Annotated in this window: 13 protein-coding genes; 3 read left to right on the top strand and 10 right to left on the bottom strand. The window is 60.8% G+C overall.

Annotation, left to right across the window (positions count from 1 at the left end; all coding sequences use genetic code 11):
- Positions 1-66: 66 nt before the first annotated feature.
- A complete protein-coding gene (locus RRF64_RS09670) occupies positions 67-1,179 on the bottom strand; it encodes an NADH:flavin oxidoreductase (protein ID WP_323845681.1) in 1,113 nt (370 codons plus the stop codon).
- Positions 1,180-1,307: 128 nt separating this feature from the next.
- Between RRF64_RS09670 and RRF64_RS09665 the strand changes: the two genes are divergently transcribed.
- Positions 1,308-1,769 (top strand): winged helix-turn-helix transcriptional regulator, encoded by a 462-nt coding sequence (locus RRF64_RS09665; protein ID WP_323845680.1) that lies wholly within the window; start codon positions 1,308-1,310, stop codon positions 1,767-1,769.
- A gap of 38 nt (positions 1,770-1,807) precedes the next feature.
- Here the strand turns inward: RRF64_RS09665 and RRF64_RS09660 are convergent, their stop codons facing one another.
- From RRF64_RS09660 to RRF64_RS09640, 5 genes are all read right to left on the bottom strand, one after another.
- Positions 1,808-2,890 carry a type 1 glutamine amidotransferase domain-containing protein gene (locus tag RRF64_RS09660; protein WP_323845679.1) on the bottom strand — a complete coding sequence of 361 codons (1,083 nt, stop codon included), beginning with the start codon at positions 2,888-2,890 and terminating at the stop codon, positions 1,808-1,810.
- 102 nt (positions 2,891-2,992) lie between these two features.
- Positions 2,993-4,249, bottom strand: coding sequence for a sensor histidine kinase (locus tag RRF64_RS09655; RefSeq protein WP_323845678.1), 1,257 nt, complete (start codon positions 4,247-4,249; stop codon positions 2,993-2,995).
- Entirely contained in the window at positions 4,236-4,928 is a 693-nt protein-coding gene (locus RRF64_RS09650) for a response regulator transcription factor (protein WP_323845677.1), read from the bottom strand. Before RRF64_RS09650 ends, RRF64_RS09655 begins: the two co-directional genes overlap by 14 nt.
- Positions 4,929-4,994: 66 nt before the next feature.
- Positions 4,995-5,738: a pteridine reductase gene (locus tag RRF64_RS09645; RefSeq protein WP_323845676.1), complete on the bottom strand. Its 744-nt coding sequence runs from the start codon at positions 5,736-5,738 to the stop codon at positions 4,995-4,997.
- The gene (locus tag RRF64_RS09640; protein ID WP_323845675.1) at positions 5,731-6,981 is read right to left on the bottom strand and encodes a multifunctional CCA addition/repair protein; all 1,251 of its coding nucleotides are present in this window, start codon (positions 6,979-6,981) and stop codon (positions 5,731-5,733) included. Before RRF64_RS09640 ends, RRF64_RS09645 begins: the two co-directional genes overlap by 8 nt.
- A 533-nt stretch (positions 6,982-7,514) precedes the next feature.
- Between RRF64_RS09640 and RRF64_RS09635 the strand changes: the two genes are divergently transcribed.
- Positions 7,515-8,081 (top strand): helix-turn-helix domain-containing protein, encoded by a 567-nt coding sequence (locus RRF64_RS09635; RefSeq protein WP_323845674.1) that lies wholly within the window; start codon positions 7,515-7,517, stop codon positions 8,079-8,081.
- A 75-nt stretch (positions 8,082-8,156) separates the two neighbouring features.
- Here RRF64_RS09635 and RRF64_RS09630 read toward each other — a convergent pair whose 3' ends face one another.
- From RRF64_RS09630 to RRF64_RS09620, 3 genes are all read right to left on the bottom strand, one after another.
- A complete protein-coding gene (locus RRF64_RS09630) occupies positions 8,157-9,746 on the bottom strand; it encodes a SpoVR family protein (protein ID WP_323845673.1) in 1,590 nt (529 codons plus the stop codon).
- Entirely contained in the window at positions 9,746-11,026 is a 1,281-nt protein-coding gene (locus RRF64_RS09625) for a YeaH/YhbH family protein (protein WP_323845672.1), read from the bottom strand. Before RRF64_RS09625 ends, RRF64_RS09630 begins: the two co-directional genes overlap by 1 nt.
- A gap of 130 nt (positions 11,027-11,156) precedes the next feature.
- The gene (locus tag RRF64_RS09620; RefSeq protein WP_323845671.1) at positions 11,157-13,079 is read right to left on the bottom strand and encodes a PrkA family serine protein kinase; all 1,923 of its coding nucleotides are present in this window, start codon (positions 13,077-13,079) and stop codon (positions 11,157-11,159) included.
- A 367-nt stretch (positions 13,080-13,446) separates the two neighbouring features.
- Between RRF64_RS09620 and galE the strand changes: the two genes are divergently transcribed.
- Positions 13,447-14,475, top strand: a complete 1,029-nt coding sequence (gene galE, locus RRF64_RS09615; RefSeq protein ID WP_323845670.1) for a UDP-glucose 4-epimerase GalE — start codon at positions 13,447-13,449, stop codon at positions 14,473-14,475.
- A gap of 42 nt (positions 14,476-14,517) precedes the next feature.
- On the opposite strand, the gene RRF64_RS09610 is transcribed toward galE, so the two are convergent.
- On the bottom strand, positions 14,518-15,630 hold the full coding sequence (locus RRF64_RS09610; protein ID WP_323845669.1) for a CapA family protein: 1,113 nt from the start codon (positions 15,628-15,630) through the stop codon (positions 14,518-14,520).
- Positions 15,631-15,688: the final 58 nt, after the last annotated feature.

Here is a 15,688-nt window from a genome sequence, read left to right as displayed (position 1 = left end):
GCGTCGATAAATAATAAAAAAGCGGCCGGATCCGGCCGCTTTTTACTTTCTGCCTTCCGCGCCGGGTCAGCTCAGGCTGGCCAGTGCTTCCTTGGTGAAGGGTACGATTTCGTGCTCGCGCCCGTCCCGCATTTTCACCAGCCAGTTCGGGTCCTGCAGCAGGGCCCGCCCCACAGCGATCAGATCGAATTCGCCGTTATCCATGCGCCGGGTCAGTTCGTCCAGGCCCGTCGGATTGGCGGTGCCGCCCATGCCCTGGTTGTTGCCGCCGATAAAGTCATCGTCCAGGCCGACACTGCCCACGGAAATGACCGGCTTGCCGGTAAGCTCTTTGGTCCAGCCGGCCAGGTTGAGATCGGCACCCTCAAACTCCGGCTCCCAGAAGCGTCTGGTGGAGGCGTGGAAAATGTCGACGCCGGCGTCGACCAGCGGCGTCAGCAAGCGCCGCAGCTCGTCCGGGTTCTGCGCCAGCCTGGCGCCGTAGTCCTGCTGTTTCCACTGGGAGTAGCGCAACACTATGGCGAAGTCCTCGCCCACGGCATCGCGCACGGCTTCGACGATCTCCACGGCGAAGCGGCCGCGGTTCTCGATGGAGCCGCCGTACTCGTCGTCGCGCTGGTTGGTGCCCTCCCAGAAAAACTGGTCGATCAGGTAGCCGTGGGCGCCGTGGATTTCCACGCCGTCGAAGCCGACATCCTTGGCCGCTTTGGCCGCGTCGGCGAAGGCGCGCACCACTTCCCGGATATCCTCTTTGGTCATGGCATGGCCGTTGGTTTTGCCCGGCTTGAACAGGCCGGAGGGCGAGTGCCCTGGTACGGATTTGTCCGGCCCGATACCTTCCTTGCGCACCGAGCCCACGTGCCACAGCTGCGGGATGATCTGGCCGCCGGCAGCGTGCACTTCGTCCACGACTGTCTTCCAGCCCGCCATGGCCTCGTCGCCGAAAATCGCCGGCACATTTTCGTAGCCGTTGGCGGCCCGGTGGCCGACGAAGGTGCCCTCGGTGATGATCAGGCCGACCTCGCCCTCGGCGCGGCGGCGGTAGTAGCTGGCCACCTGGTCATTGGCGACATAGCCGGGGGAGAAGGTGCGCGTCATCGGCGCCATGGCCACGCGGTTGCGCAGCTTCAGGGATTTGTGCGCAAAAGGGCGCAGCAGACTGTTCAGGGAACCGCTCATGTCACTCTCCGGAATTTCACTTGGAAACGGCGGGCCGGGTCCGTCACATGACTGATCCGGCAAAAATGGTTGCGTTATGAAACTTGATTTGGTTTCTTAATGCAACCTTTTCCGCTTATACTGCGCCCATGACACGCAAACGTTTTGATGATCTTGGCTGTTCCGTGGCCTGTGCGCTCAACGAAGTGGGTGACTGGTGGTCCCTGCTGGTGATCAAGCAGGCCATGCTGGGCACGCGGCGCTTTGTGGACTTCCAGCACGGCCTCGGCATCGCCAAGAACATTCTCTGCGACCGCCTGGCCCGCCTGGTGGACAACGGCGTGCTGGCACGCGTCAATGCGGGTGAACACGGTACCCGCTATGAGTACCGCCTGACCGACAAGGGGCGGGACCTGTTCACGGTTGTGGTTGCGCTGCGCCAGTGGAGTGAGCGCTGGAACGGCAACAGGGACGATATGCAGCTGGTGGATCGTGTCACCGGTGCATCAATTGCACCGGTGGTCGTGCGAAACGCTGAAGGCGAGACGCTGACCGTCAGGGATGTGTCGTTTGTGGGCAAGGATGGTCAGCCGCTGGAGCGGGCTGGCTAAATCACAGGCCGTCGCGACGGCGGTCGCGTCTGTGGAGATTAACGAGTTTCGTGTTTTTTGGCCTGTGCCAATAGCCTCGTAATATCCAGGGATTTCCCCCAATCGCCGCGCATGATCGCCACTATGCCGTGCATTGCCAGCAGGCGGCGGTCTATGTGTGCCTCTCCTTGTGTGGCAATTTGTTGCAACTTTTTCTCGGCCAGTGCCAATCCCTGCTGCTCATAGGCGAGCAGTAGCTCGACGGTTTTTTCTGCGGGAGTTGCCGCGCGCGGCACGGGCGTGTATCCAAGTGCCTCGACCATCGCTTCCGCCACGGCCCAGGTGGACCAGGGGTTCTGTCCCGTCAGCAGCTGGCCGTGGATACTGATCTGTTTCAGGTAGGCGGGGCCCGGCTCGAAAATTGCGCCCCTGTCGCGCAACCGATCTTCCAATAGGAAGGGAAACAGCTGCGGCGCGTCGGGAATCAGAAAGAGTTCTTCGTCATTGGTAAATCCCGTTACCCGCTGGCCCGCCACTAACGCTTCGCCATTTGCCAGCGTGACATTGGCCAGAGCAGCCGGTCCGTGGCAGACGGCGCCGATCACCCTGCCACCATCGTAGAGATCGCGAACCAGACGTTGTATCGCCGGGTTGTCGGGAAAGTCGTACATGGCGCCCTTGCCGCCCACAAAGAAAACGGCGTGGTAGTCTGCGGCCGAAGCCTGTTCTACCAGGATGCTGTTTGCCAGCTTTCTCTGTGCTTCCGGATCATTGAGAAACGCATAGTCGAAAGGGCCCATATCGTCTTTGTCGATCACAACCGGGGGCTCGCCGCCCGCAGGGCTGGCGATATCCACGTCGAAGCCATTGGCGGTGAATACATAGTAGGGACGGGACAGCTCGGTCAGTTCGTAACCGGTGGCCTTTCCGCTGTTGCCCATGGTCCCGGTACTGGTGACGACCGCGAGTATTTTGCCCCGGCTTTCGGCCGGTCTCTGCAGGAGGTAGTCCAGGTCGGCGGGCAGCATCTGGGCAAGCACACTGTGATTCTGTGGCGGCGGAATCAGGCCTTTTAGCCAGAGCCCGGTCCCGACCAGTGACAAGACAAGAATTGAAAAGCTGAGTAGCAGTTTTTTTCCCATGGTAGGTTCTCCTGGTTGACGGAGGTACCTTAAGGGCCGCCGGGTAAAATCCGGGTGAAGTGGCAAGCCTTGCGGATGGCTCTTACTCCTATCGGGCTTCGATCAGGTTGGGAAATGCGTGGGAGTTATTGTGCACCTGAACAGGCCGTTGGCGCAGTCGACGCTAAATTCCCAGTCCAGTGCGGCCAGTATCCGCTTCACCAGGAAGAGCCCCTGGCCCAGGCCGTCGCTCTTGTCGCTCTTTCCTCCGGGAAGTAAGAATCTATCCGTATCGAAGTTTTCCGCTATCGGGTTCTCGAAAACCAGGGCACCTTTCTCTGCATAGATGCGCAGCTCCGGCTGCGATGCGTGGCGGATGGCGTTGTTGAGCAGGTTGTCGATCAGCAGCGCGGCCAAGTTGCGGTTGCCGAGGCTGTGGTATTTGCGTGGTAACTCCAACCGAGCCCGAAACTGCATTTCCGCGATCCTGTGGTGCTGGGCGAGTATGCGCTCTTCCAGCAGCGATCGAATTTCCACGGGTTCCCGCGCTATGGATTCGGCCCTGGCCAGTGCCAGCAGCGCCGAGACGGTGCACTCCATCTGCTCCACAGTGCTGTGGAGATCCTCCTTTTCCCCTTGTGACAGTTCCCGACGGAGGGACAGTGCCAGGGTGTTCTTAGCAATGGTGATGGCGGTGCGCAGTTCGTGGCTGGCATCCCGTGTAAATTCGGACTCGCGCCGCAGGGCGAGTTTGAGCTGGTTGAGCGTCGTTTCCAGAGTCCTGGCCAAAAAGCCGATTTCATCTTTCGCGCTGGTGGCAGCTAGGGATAGCGGCGCACCGTCTTTCTGCCGACTTCTGACTTCCTCGGCCAGGGCGATCACCGGCCTGATGGTTCGAGATGAGATCCGGTAGGCGACCCACAGAGCCAGCGCCAGGGTAACCAGCAAGGCGGTGAAAATTAGCCACAGCAGTCCTCGGGACTGGCGGGAAACGGTGAGTAGTCGGCCCACCTCGGCGGCCAGTATCGGCGAAGTGTTTTCATCCAGACTCAGTCTGCGCAGGTGGAAATGCCGCTCGGCATCGCCGAACCACTCGGCCCTGTTCGCGCCCTCGGGCAGTGCCGTGCGAATTTCTGCCGGGGCCGGATTGCTGGCGGAATAGAGCTGGATGTAGGGAAGTCGCGGGCGGGGAACTTCACCACTGGCGAGGTACTGCCCTTCGATATATGCGGCTTCATCGGCGAGCAGATTGTCCAGCACCTGGTCCTCGATGATATAGGCCACCAGCGCGCAGATAGCGGTATAGACGAGGCAGAGCAGCAGGGTGAAGGCGCCGAAGGTGGCGAAAACACGGCGCTGCAGGCTGTTATCTATCCGCACCGGGGACCTCCAGCTGGTAACCCAGGTTGGTGATGGTCTTCAGCATGGGCGCGGGAAAGGGTTTGTCCAGCGCCTGGCGCAGGCTGTAGATATGGGATTTCAGCGCGTCGGTTTCCGGCGGATCCTCTCCCCAGATCTGGTGTGCAATGGCTGAGCGGCTCACCGGCTCCGGGTGGGCCTCGACGAGCATGGACAAAATGCGAAAGCCGATGGATGTGAGTTTGAGCGGCTGCCCGGCTCTTTCGGCGCTGTGTTCGCGGCGGCGGACTGTGAGTTCGCCGATGCGGATGTGGTCGCTTCTGTGCAGGTGGTTGCGCCGGGCCAGGGCGCGGCAGCGAAGGGCCAGTTCCCGCGGGTCGAAGGGCTTGCACAAATAGTCGTCAGCACCGGTTTCGAAGCCCTCGGCCTTTTCGGCAAAGGCGTCCCGTGCCGTAAGCATCAGCACCGGCATATTCACCGGTGCCCGTGCTTTGATCTGCCGGCAGACTTCCAGGCCGTCGATATCCGGCAGACCCAGGTCGAGGATGACCAGATCGTAAATCTGCTCCAGTGCGAGGCGACTGCCGAGGCGGCCGTTGAGGGCGAAGTCGATCCGCCAGCCGTGCGCCTGTAAAAACTCCCCGGTCTGGCGCGCGAGGATGGGATTATCTTCGATCAGCAGAATCTTGAGGTCGTTCACCGGCACAAGTCTTGTTATTTGTTGGCAGGGTCATTGTGACAAGATGCTGGTGAAATTGCAGTGAAATCAGATATTCAGGTTGCGGCCGCCGTCCACCGCGATCACCTGGCCGCTGATGTAGGGCGCTTCGCTGACGAGGAAGCGCACGGTGCGCGCAATGTCATCGGCGCTGCCGGTGCGCGCCAGTGGAATGCGCTCGAGAATCTGCGCCTTGGCTGCTTCGTCCACGGTTTCCTGTTCCGGCCACAGAATCGCACCGGGGGCCACGGCGTTGACGCGCACTCTTGGTGCCAGCTCCAGGGCCAGGCTCTTGGTCAGCATGACCAGGCCGGCCTTGGCGGCGCAGTAGATCGGGTGCCTGGGCATGGGGCGCTCGGCGTGGATGTCGGCCATATTGACGATGCAGCCGCTGATACCACTGTTACTGCCGCGCGCCAGGGACTCCGCCAGGGCCTGGCTCAAGAAGAAGGGCGCCTTCAGATTGCTGCCGATCAACTGGTCCCAGTGGTCCTCGTTCGCACGGCCGACCGGTGTCGGAAAAAAGGCCGAGGCGTTGTTGACTAGTACATCGACACCGCCCCACTGCCGTATCGCTTGTTCGGCCAGCTGTTCGCAATCGGCGGCACCGGCCAGCTCGCTGTGCAGGGCGGCGGCGGAATCGGGGCGGATGGCGTTCAGTTCGTCGACCAGCTGCTGCGCCGCGGTGGCGGAGCTGCGGTAGTGGATGATGACCCGATGATCCCGATGCAGCTCGCGGGCGATGGCGCGGCCGAGGCGTGCGGCGGCGCCGGTGATCAGTGCGTTACGCATCGCCATCGTTCTCAGGGTCGTCGTTATCAAGGAACTGGTCCTTTACCTTGGTAATTGCTGAGATGCGGGCGCGGTCCAGTGCCTTGCCCAGTTCGGCGCCCTCATAGCCCTGCGCTATCAGCGCCTCGGCGGTCACCGCTGCGGCAGCATCGCGCACTTCGCGCAGGTAGTCCACCTGGGGGTAGTGGCGGTCCTGCAATCCCTTGCGGCCGCGGGCGTCCGCCTCGCAGGCGAGCAGGAAGTATTCGAATCTCTCCGGGCGGCGCAGGGCGTCGAGGGCGCGCAGCATTTTCATCAGGGTCTGCGGGCGCAGCTCGAAGGCTTTGTGGCAGTGCAGGTGGTACTCGCACACCCCCGTCGCCAGCGCGGTCAGCTGCTTGGGGACGCGCCAGCGCTTGCAGACGTCGCGCACCAGCGGCAGACCGGCACACTCGTGGCCGCGGTGGCTGGGCAGTATCTCCTCCGGGGTCACGCCCTTGCCGAGGTCGTGCACCAGTACCGCAAACCGCACCGGCAGCTCCGCCGGGGCGGCGCGCAGGGCCATCAATACGTGCTCGCCGGTATCTATTTCCGGGTGGTGCAGGGGCGGCTGGGGAACGCCAAACAGCCGTTCGACCTCGGGCAGCAGTATCTGCAGGGCGCCGCACTCGCGCAGCACGCGGATAAAGATGTCGGGATCCGGTTCCGTCAGTGCCCGGCTGATCTCCTTCCATACCCGCTCGGCAACCAGGTGCTGCACTTCGCCTTCCTCCACCATCTGGCGCATCAGCGCCATGGTTTCGTCGGCGATGCTGAAGCCGAGGTGGTGGTAGCGCGCGGCAAAGCGGGCCACGCGCAGTATGCGCAGCGGGTCTTCGGCGAAAGCCGGGGATACGTGGCGCAGCAGGCGCGCTTCCAGGTCGGCGCGGCCGCCATAGGGATCGATCAGCTCGCCATCCTCGCTCTCGGCCATGGCATTGATGGTGAGGTCGCGGCGCAGCAGGTCCTGTTCCAGCGTCACGTCGGCTGACGCATGCACCGTGAAGCCCCCATAGCCGTGGCCGCTCTTGCGCTCGGTGCGCGCGAGCGCGTACTCCTCACTGGTTTCGGGGTGCAGGAAAACCGGAAAGTCCCTGCCCACCGGGCTGAACCCCAGCGCCCGCATCTGCGCCTCATCGCCCCCGACCACCACCCAGTCGCGCTCCTGCACGGGCCGCTCGAGCAGCTTGTCGCGCACGGCGCCGCCGACCAGGTAGGTCTTCACGGAAACTGTTCCGGGGTGGGGGGAGTTCGGTGCCGGGGTGAGTAGTTCACTGCCATAAATCCAATAGTTCCGGCGCCGCCGCATCGGGACACAGGGGCGGTTAGAGAAGGGCTTGGGAGTTTTGGCAAGATAAAAAAAAGGCCCCGAAAAAACAAGGGGGCCCAGGGTCTTAGGGTATTCGCTTGGGGAATATCCACTCACCATTCAAAAGAGAGAGATGCCCTGCCTGGCAATCGCCCCGAGGGGCCTCGGCATCCGACTAACCTGCCGATTTGTGACCATTCTATTTAACCTGTCACAACTGTCAACTCTATCTTTCAGTATTTTTTGAGGGGGTTCTTCCGCCGTTCGTCAATGAAATTACAAAGGCCGAGTTTCAGACTGATTTTGCAGTGTTGAACAGCATAATTTATAAGGGCATTTCGAAAGGACAGGATAATTTCGCGTTGAACGGCAAATTTCAGCCGCTTGTTGCGCAAATGGACTTCGAAAGTGCCTGCCAGTAATTGCAGGATGTTGGGGGAATAATAAAGATGAGCGAATTGCACGTGCTTACCACCGGGGAGGCTGCGAGATACTGCGGTGTGAACTTCCGCACCGTTATTCGCTGGATAGAACGGGGTCAGCTCAAGGCGTACAAACTGCCGGGCCGCGGCGATCACCGTATCTGCGTCGAGGATTTTGTCGGCTTCCTGCGCGACAACTCCATGCCGGTACCGAGCGAGTTGGCGGCCGCCAGCCGCAAGGTGCTGCTGCTGGCGGCCGATCCGGAACTGACCGCCTCCGGGCGCCAGGCGCTGCAGCAGGTCGGCTGTGACGTGGAAGTGGCCGGCGACAGTTTCGTCGCGGGTACTCTGATGACGGCCTGCAAGCCGACGCTGATGGTGATCGATGCGAACCTGACGGGCGTCAACGGTTTCCAGATCCTGGACCACCTGCGCTCGCGCAGTGAATATGCCAATGTGCGCGTTCTGGTCGTCGGACCGGCCGGCGAGCGGGACCCGCAGCGCTGGCTGAACGCCGGTGCCGACGCGCTGGTGGCCCATCCGGGCGAAAGCAGCGAGCTGGCGGCCAAGGTGAGGCTGCTGCTGGAAATTTGACCGAAAGCAGAATGCGGAATGATGAATGCGGAACAGAGGCAGCTATTGCCGTTCCGCATTCATCATTCCGCATTATTAGATCGGCTTGGGCACCAGCATTGACTCCTCCTCGCCATCGGGGCGGTCGCGGCCCAGTTCCGGACAGTGGTAGCTGGCGGTGATTTCCTGGCCGTTCAGGCTGTGCAGATGCACGTCGAAGCCCCAGAGCCGGTGCAGATGCTTCAGCACCTCGCCGGTGTCCTTGCCGAGGGGGCGGCGGCGGTACTGGGTGTGGTGCAGGGTCATCGAGCGATCGCCGCGGGTGTCCACGGAATAGACCTGGATATTGGGCTCGCGGTTGCCGAGGTTGTACTGCCCGGCCAGGTTGGCGCGCAGCTCGCGGTAGCCATCCTCGTCGTGAATGGCGCTGACCAATATCTCGCTGTCCCGGTCGTTGTCGCTGATACAGAAGAGCTTCATGTCGCGCATGACCTTGGGCGACAGGAACTGCAGGATAAAGCTCTCGTCCTTGAAATCGCGCATCGCAAACTGCAGCGTGTCCTTCCAGTTGCTCCCCGCGATATCCGGAAACCACTGGCGGTCCTCGTCGGTGGGGTTTTCACAGATGCGTCGCAGGTCGCTGAAAATGCTAAAGCCCAAGGTATAGGGATTGATGCCGCTGTAGTGGGGGCTGTCGAACGAGGGCTGGTAGATGACATTGGTGTGGCTCTGCAGGAACTCCAGCATAAAGCCTTCGGTCACGCGGCCGCGTTTGTACAGTTCCGTCAGCAGCGTGTAGTGCCAGAAGGAGGCCCAGCCCTCGTTCATCACCTGGGTCTGGCGCTGCGGGTAAAAATACTGCGCGAGCTTGCGCACTATGCGCACGAGTTCCCGTTGCCAGTTCTCCAGCAGCGGCGCATTCTTTTCGATGAAATACAGGATGTTTTCCTGTGGCTCCTCGGGGTAGCGTTTGATCTCCGCCTCCTCCGCGCCCGCGCCCATTTTGGGTATTGTTCGCCACAGATCGTTCAGCTGGCGCTGGCGGTACTCCTCGCGCTCCTTCTGCCGGCGCTCCTCTTCCACGGCGGAAATCGGGTAGGGGCGTTTATAGCGGTCCACGCCGTAGTGCATCAGTGCGTGGCAGGAATCCAGAATTGCTTCCACCTCTTCCAGGCCATGCCGCTCCTCGCAGCGGGCGATATAGTTCTTGGCGAAAATCAGGTAGTCGATGATGCTGCTGGCATCGGTCCAGGAGCGGAACAGGTAGTTGCCTTTGAAAAAGGAGTTGTGCCCATAGCAGGCGTGGGCAATGACCAGGGCCTGCATGGTCATGGTGTTCTCTTCCATGAGATAGGCGATGCAGGGGTTGGAATTGATCACTATTTCATAGGCGAGCCCCATCAGGCCGCGCTGATAGTTGTTCTCAACACTGATGAACTGTTTGCCGAAAGACCAGTGGTTGTAGCCCACCGGCATGCCTACCGACGAGTAGGCGTCCATCATCTGTTCGGAGCAGATCACCTCGATCTGGTTGGGGTAGGTGTCCAGGCCGAACTCTTCCGCCAGCGCGCCAATGGCGCGGTCATATTCCTGAATCAGTTCGAAGGTCCATTCAGACGTGGTGGATATGGGGCCGCTGGATTCGGATTCCGGCGCGCTGGTGCCGGTAGTGAAAGTATCTAGCATCAGGCGGACACCTTCTGGCTGAACAGTTGGCGGAAGACCGGGTAGATATCCTGCACATCGACAATCTGTTCCATGGCGAAGTGATGGGGAAAGACGGCGCGCACGCTCTCGTACTCCTCCCACAGCGCCTGGTGATCCCGCGGGGTAATCTCCACATAGGAGTAGTACTGCACGTGGGGCATGATGTCGTCGATCAGTATTTTGTGGCAGGTGCTGGAATCGTCATTCCAGTTGTCGCCGTCCGACGCCTGGGCACCGTAGATGTTCCACTCGCTGGCCGGATAGCGTTCGCGCATGATGCGGCGCATCAGCTTCAGCGCACTGGAGACGATGGTGCCGCCGGTTTCGCGGGAATAGAAAAACTCCTCCTCATCCACCTCCTTGGCGCTGGTGTGGTGGCGGATGAACACGACTTCCGTGTATTCGTAACTGCGCTGCAGGAACAGGTAGAGCAGCAGGAAGAAGCGCTTGGCCATGTCCTTGGTAGCCTGGTTCATGGAACCGGAGACGTCCATCAGACAGAACATGACCGCGCGCGAGCGCGGTCGGGGCTGCCGCACCAGCAGGTTGTACTTGAGATCGAAGTCGTCGAGAAAGGGCACCCGGTCGATGCGCCGGCGCAGTTCGGCGATCTGGCCGCGCAGCGCATCTATCTTGCGCTGGTCGCGCAGGACCAGATCCTTGGCCTCCTCCTGCTCCAGGTCCAGTTCCAGTGTGCGCACATTGCGCCGCTTGCTGCTGGTCAGGGCGATGCGCCGGGCGTTGGCAGCGCGCAGGGAGCGCACCACGTTGAGCCTGCCCGGTGTGCCTTCATTGCTAATGCCGGCGCGCACCACCTGGAAGGATTCATTGCCGGCCAGGCGGCGCTTGATCAAGTTCGGCAGCTGCAGGCCCTCGAACATAAAGTCGAGGAATTCTTCCTGGGATATCTGGAAAACAAATTCGTCGACGCCTTCGCCGCTGTCGCTGGCACCACCGCCGCCGCCACCGCCGCCGGCCTGTTGCCCTTGGCGCGGTATGCGGTCACCAGTGATAAATTCCCTGTTGCCCGGCAATACCCTGTCCACATGGCCGCCGGGACCATGGGAAAAAACGGGTTCGTTGATGTCGCGGGTGGGGATGCTGATGCGCTCGCCCTTGTCCATATCGGTGATCGAGCGATTGTTCATGGCCTCGCCGACGGCCTTCTTGATATGGGCCTTGTAGCGTCGCAGAAACCGCTGGCGGTTAACGGTGCTTTTCTTCTTGCCGTTCAGGCGGCGGTCGATGATATAGCTCATATTACTGCCTCTGATCGGAGTGGTGCTGGCCGGAACTGACACTTTGCAGTGAAATTTCCGGCAGTTGGGCCGTGACTGGCTTTACTTCGGTGCCACTCCTCAATGACCGCTCCACTCCGTCACGGTGCTGTCACTGCGACTTGCGCACGCGCAGGTACCACTCGGAAAGCAGTCGTACCTGCTTCTCGGTATAGCCCCGTTCCACCATGCGTTCGACAAAGTCTGCGTGCTTCCTCTTGTCGTCTGCAGAAGCCTTGGTGTTGAAGGAGATTACCGGCAGCAGGTCTTCGGTATTGGAGAACATCTTCTTCTCGATCACCGCGCGCAGCTTCTCGTAGGAGCGCCAGTCCGGGTTCTTGCCCTGGTTGTTGGCGCGGGCGCGCAATACGAAGTTGACGATCTCGTTGCGGAAATCTTTTGGATTGGAGATTCCCGCCGGCTTCTCGGTTTTTTCCAGTTCCTCGTTCAGTGCGCCGCGGTCGAGGATCTCGCCGGTTTCCGGGTCGCGGTATTCCTGATCCTGGATCCAGAAGTCGGCGTAGGTGACATAGCGGTCGAACAGGTTCTGGCCGTACTCGGCATAGGACTCAAGATAAGCCGTCTGGATCTCCTTGCCGATGAATTCGACATAGCGCGGCGCCAGGTATTCCTTGATAAAGCCCAGGTAGTTCTCCTGTACTTCCGGCTGGAACTGCTCCTGTTCTATCTGCTGCTCAAGCACATAGAGCAGGTGCACCGGGTTGGCCGCCACCTCGGTGGCATCGAAATTGAACACTTTGGACAGTATCTTGAACGCGAAGCGGGTCGAGAGGCCGGTCATGCCCTCGTCGACGCCGGCGTTGTCGCGATACTCCTGCATGGTTTTTGCCTTCGGATCCGTATCCTTCAGGTTTTCGCCGTCATAGATGCGCATTTTCGAGTAGAGGCTGGAGTTCTCCGGATTCTTGACCCGCGAAAGTACCGAGAACTGCGCCAGCATACGCAGCGTATCCGGCGCGCAGGGCGCCTTGGCCAGCGAGCTGTTCTCCAGCAGTTTTTGGTAGATCTTGATCTCTTCCTGCACCCGCACGCAGTAGGGCACCTTGACGATGTAGATGCGATCGAGGAAGGCCTCGTTGTTGCGGTTGTTGCGGAAAGTCTGCCATTCAGATTCGTTGGAGTGAGCCAGGATAGTGCCGTTGAAGGGAATCGAGCCCAGGCCCTCGGTGCTGTTGTAGTTGCCCTCCTGGGTCGCGGTCAGCAGCGGGTGCAGCACCTTGATCGGCGCTTTGAACATTTCTACAAATTCCATCAGGCCCTGGTTGGCGCGGCACAGGCTGCCGGAGAAACTGTAGGCATCGGGATCGTTTTGCGGGAAGTCTTCCAGCTTGCGGATGTCGATCTTGCCCACCAGTGAGGAGATGTCCTGGTTGTTCTCGTCGCCGGGTTCGGTTTTGGAAATGGCGATCTGGTCGAGAATGGACGGGCGTATCTTGACCACACGGAATTTGCTGATATCGCCGCGGTACTCGTGCAGGCGCTTCACTGCCCAAGGTGACATGATGGTATTCACATAGCGCCGCGCTATGCCGTAATCCTCTTCCAGTATCTGGCCGTCCTCGTTCGGCGAGAAAAGGCTGAGCGGGGATTCGAATACCGGTGAGCCCTTGATGGCATAGATCGGAATCTTCTCCATCAGCGCTTTCAGTCGCTCCGCCAGGGAAGATTTGCCGCCACCGACCGGGCCCAGCAGGTAGAGGATCTGCTTTTTCTCCTCCAGTCCCTGGGCTGCGTGACGGAAGAAAGAGACGATCTGCTCAATGGCCTCTTCCATGCCGTAGAATTCGCTGAACGCTTCGTAGCGCTTGATGACCTTGTTGGAAAATATGCGCGACAGTCGCGGATCCCGGGAGGTGTCCACCAGTTCCGCTTCGCCGATCGCCATCAGCATACGCTCGGCGGGGGACGCATAGGCACTGCGATCGGTTTTGCACAGCTCCAGATATTCCTGGATGCTGAGTTCTTCATCCCGGATAGCCTCGTATCGTTCCAGGTAGTGATTGAATATCGTCATGATGTACGGCTCCCTGTAGCGTGTCGGACAGCGTTTGGCGCCCTGCCGGTCGAGCTGGATGAGTGCACAGATTGCTTCTTCTAATGTGCGTCTAACCCCTGGGGCTGGCGACCAGAGCGCGAAGCTGCTCCTCAGTCTTCGCGTTTGCGGAAATGCGAGTGGACGCGAAACGCTATCTTTATTACCAGTGCCAGTGGCACCTCTCTGCCGCGCGGAAGCAAAGGCGAAACAGCCTCCCGCTTTTTCAGCATAGCTTTCCGGGTAAGTGGCGGGGGCGAAATGGCGCCAACACAGGTTGATTTAGGCGGCAGTTTTACGATCTACTAGGCGCCGTCTTGAGAACATGAAGTGCACAAAGGAATTCATTATGGCCATCCTGGTGACTGGAGGCGCTGGTTATATCGGCAGCCACACCTGTGTGGAATTGTTGGCGGCGGGCTGGGAACCGGTGGTGGTGGACAACCTGTGCAACAGCAGCGCGGAGGCTCTGCACCGGGTTGAGGCCATTGCGGGACGGCAAGTGCCCTTTTACCAGGTGGACATCGGCGATGCCGCCGGCCTGCGCGAAATATTTTCCCGCCATGAGATCGAAGCCGTAATCCATTTTGCCGGTCTCAAGGCTGTGGGGGAATCTGTGGCGCAGCCACTGCGGTACTACGAGAACAATGTTTCCGGAACCCTGACGCTGTGTCAGGTCATGGCGGAATTCGGTGTGCGCCAGCTGATTTTCAGCTCCTCCGCCACCGTCTACGGTGACCCGGTGAGCGTGCCTATTCGCGAAGACTTTCCCACCGGCGCCACCAATCCCTACGGCGCCAGCAAGCTGATGGTGGAAAACATCCTGCGCGACCTCTGCGCCGCGCCGGGCAGCCAGTGGCGGGTCAGCCTGCTGCGCTACTTCAACCCGATCGGCGCCCACGAGAGTGGTACTATCGGTGAAGATCCCCGCGGTATCCCCAACAATCTGCTGCCCTATGTGGCCCAGGTGGCCGTCGGCCGCCTGCCGCAGCTGCAGGTATTCGGCGATGATTACGACACCGTCGACGGCACCGGTGTGCGCGATTATATCCATGTCGTCGACCTGGCCCGCGGCCACCTGGCGGCGCTGGAAATGCTGCGCCGCACAGAAACGGCGGACGGTTGCTACACCCACAACCTGGGTACCGGTCGCGGCAGCTCGGTGCTGGAAATAGTGCGCGCCTTCGAGCGGGCCAGTGGTCGCGAGGTTCCATACAGGATAGTCCCGCGCCGCCCCGGTGATATCGCCGCCTGCTACGCCGATCCGGCGCTGGCGGAACAGGAGCTGGGCTGGAAGGCCGAGTACGATCTCGAGCGGATGGTGCAGGACACCTGGCGCTGGCAGTCGCAGAACCCGAACGGCTACCAGGCGGGATAAGTTCGCCGGGCTGGCGGCGCCGCCGGCAGCGGATTTGCAGTGCTACCAGTTGAGCAGGAAAGCCTCTCTATCCGCCGATGGCCGCAGGGCCGCTCCCATGTGGCGGCACTCGCGGTCCAGCGTCCCCAATAGCCAGTCGCGATCGTCACTTGTGGGCTTCTGCAGGCGAAAACGCCGCATTTCAAACGGAATCACCTCCAGGCGGGTCAGCGCGCCGCTCGCGCGTTCCAGGTCGACGCAGTAGAGCGGCCGCAGGTGCGAACGATATTCCTCGTGACCGCTGATACCCTCATAGTCGTTGATCAGGTCCCCGCAGCCATACAGAATCGCCCGCCCCCGATAGACCTCTATGCCTTGGGGGTGATGAGAGGAGTGGCCGTGCACCAGGTCCACACCCAGGTCGATCAGTCGGTGGGCGAATTCCCGCTGTGAACGGGCGATGCTGTAGCCCCAGTTGCCGCCCCAGTGGATGGAGACGATGGCCAGGTCCCCGGGTCGGCGGTATTCCCGCAACTGTTGCGCAAGCGCCTCGGCCCCCTCTGCTGACAGCTGACCGATAACATTTACCCCGGCCCTATTTTCCGTCGCTGCCCAGTCTTGCGGAATACCGCTGCTGTAGTGGCCACAGGCAAAGAGCAGCAGCCGCGTTTCCCCCCAATCGATGATTGCCGGTTCGATCGCCGCGCTGAGATCGACTCCCGCGCCCGCTGTCTTCAGGCCAGATTTGCGCAGGCTTGCCAGGGTTTCCGTCAGTCCGTCGTAGCCCCAGTCCAGCACATGGTTGTTGGCGAGACCGCAGATATCGATCTGTGCGGCGGTGATGGCAGGAATGTTGCCCGGGTGCATGCGGTAGTTGATGCCCTTGCCGGGCCAGAAGTCGTCGCAGCTGGTCACGGCTGTTTCCAGATTGATAACCCTGCAATCCGGTTCCCGCACCGCCATGGCCCCGAGCGCCTCGCCCCACAGATAGTCGAACGCGACCGGTCGCGGAATGCCTCCGTTGCGTTCCTCCGCCAGTGTCAAATAACCCTCGGCTGAGCGCATAAAGGATTCATGGATCTGCGGGTCGCCGGCGCAGGGAAGTGCCTGGTCTATGCCGCGGCCTGTCATTACATCGCCGGTGAGAATCGTCCTCACAAAAGGTTTTTCGTTCATGGCGTTTTCAGTTTAGAAAAGTCGAATTTGAAGGGAGGTTCGGTTTATGTAATGGCGC

The organism is Microbulbifer magnicolonia (assembly GCF_035117725.1).
GTDB lineage: Bacteria > Pseudomonadota > Gammaproteobacteria > Pseudomonadales > Cellvibrionaceae > Microbulbifer > Microbulbifer magnicolonia.
Note: the sequence above shows the minus strand (reverse complement) of the source record. Positions and strands in the feature narration are given on the sequence as shown.

What these genes read in the sequence shown, in the direction of transcription:
- RRF64_RS09670 (WP_323845681.1), bottom strand. Translation starts at nt 1,179, where the DNA reads ATGAGCGGTTCCCTGAACAGTCTGCTGCGCCCTTTTGCGCACAAATCC.
- RRF64_RS09665 (WP_323845680.1), top strand. Translation starts at nt 1,308, where the DNA reads ATGACACGCAAACGTTTTGATGATCTTGGCTGTTCCGTGGCCTGTGCG.
- RRF64_RS09660 (WP_323845679.1), bottom strand. Translation starts at nt 2,890, where the DNA reads ATGGGAAAAAAACTGCTACTCAGCTTTTCAATTCTTGTCTTGTCACTG.
- RRF64_RS09645 (WP_323845676.1), bottom strand. Translation starts at nt 5,738, where the DNA reads ATGCGTAACGCACTGATCACCGGCGCCGCCGCACGCCTCGGCCGCGCC.
- RRF64_RS09635 (WP_323845674.1), top strand. Translation starts at nt 7,515, where the DNA reads ATGAGCGAATTGCACGTGCTTACCACCGGGGAGGCTGCGAGATACTGC.
- RRF64_RS09630 (WP_323845673.1), bottom strand. Translation starts at nt 9,746, where the DNA reads ATGCTAGATACTTTCACTACCGGCACCAGCGCGCCGGAATCCGAATCC.
- RRF64_RS09625 (WP_323845672.1), bottom strand. Translation starts at nt 11,026, where the DNA reads ATGAGCTATATCATCGACCGCCGCCTGAACGGCAAGAAGAAAAGCACC.
- RRF64_RS09620 (WP_323845671.1), bottom strand. Translation starts at nt 13,079, where the DNA reads ATGACGATATTCAATCACTACCTGGAACGATACGAGGCTATCCGGGAT.
- galE (WP_323845670.1), top strand. Translation starts at nt 13,447, where the DNA reads ATGGCCATCCTGGTGACTGGAGGCGCTGGTTATATCGGCAGCCACACC.
- RRF64_RS09610 (WP_323845669.1), bottom strand. Translation starts at nt 15,630, where the DNA reads ATGAACGAAAAACCTTTTGTGAGGACGATTCTCACCGGCGATGTAATG.